We start from the raw sequence: 760 nt of genomic DNA on the forward strand, positions 1-760 counted from the left end.
GGAGCAGGTCATGCCCGGTACGGACAGCGTGACGGTCTGGGTGGCGGCCCAGACGGGGGCAACAACGGCGGCGAGGGCGAGGGAGGCAAACAGTTTCTTCATGGTGAACTCCGATCAGTAGAAAAATGGCATGACGTAGGGAAATCCGAGCGCGACCAGAACCAGCGCGGCCACGATCCAGAAAATGAGCTTGTAAGTAGCTCGCACTTGGGGAATCGCGCAGACCTCACCCGGTTTGCAGGCCGCTGCCTGCCGGTAGATGCGCCGCCAGGCGAAGAACAACGCCACCAGCGCCACGCCGATAAAGATGGGGCGATAGGGTTCCAACACCGCCAAGTTGCCGATCCAAGCGCCGCTGAACCCCAAGGCGATCAGAACCAACGGCCCGAGGCAGCAAGCCGAGGCGAGGATGGCGGCAAGCCCTCCAGTGAAGAGCGCGCCGCGCCCGGTTTTTGGTTCAGACATGCGCTTGTCCTTTCGAATTGAAATTGGATAGCGTAACCTTACTTCCGTACTCATGTACGGAGTCAAGCGATATGGAAAACAATTTGGAGAACCTGACCATTGGCGTTTTCGCCAAGGCGGCCGGGGTCAATGTGGAGACCATCCGTTTCTATCAGCGCAAGGGCTTGTTGCTGGAGCCTGACAAGCCCTATGGCAGCATCCGCCGCTATGGCGAGGCGGATGTAACGCGGGTGCGCTTCGTGAAATCAGCCCAGCGGCTGGGCTTCAGCCTGGATGAGATCGCCGAGCTGCTGCG

General features: G+C 60.0%; 2 protein-coding genes and 1 pseudogene. 1 reads left to right on the forward strand and 2 read right to left on the reverse strand.

Features of this window, described 5'->3' with window-relative positions:
- Together AKL28_RS24235 and merT are read right to left on the reverse strand one after the other, a co-directional pair.
- A pseudogene (locus AKL28_RS24235) lies at positions 1–102 on the reverse strand (mercuric transport protein periplasmic component); the annotation flags it as partial.
- 12 nt (positions 103–114) lie between these two features.
- Complete coding sequence (gene merT / locus AKL28_RS23690) at positions 115–465, reverse strand: mercuric ion transporter MerT (RefSeq protein ID WP_003131974.1); 351 nt, start codon at positions 463–465, stop codon at positions 115–117.
- 71 nt (positions 466–536) lie between these two features.
- Here merT and AKL28_RS23695 point away from each other — a divergent pair.
- Positions 537–760: MerR family transcriptional regulator (locus AKL28_RS23695; RefSeq protein ID WP_156226492.1), on the forward strand; the 224-nt coding region annotated here is incomplete at its 3' end.

The sequence above is a fragment of the Herbaspirillum chlorophenolicum genome (assembly GCF_001189955.1).
GTDB classification, from domain to species: Bacteria; Pseudomonadota; Gammaproteobacteria; order Burkholderiales; family Burkholderiaceae_D; genus Herbaspirillum; species Herbaspirillum chlorophenolicum.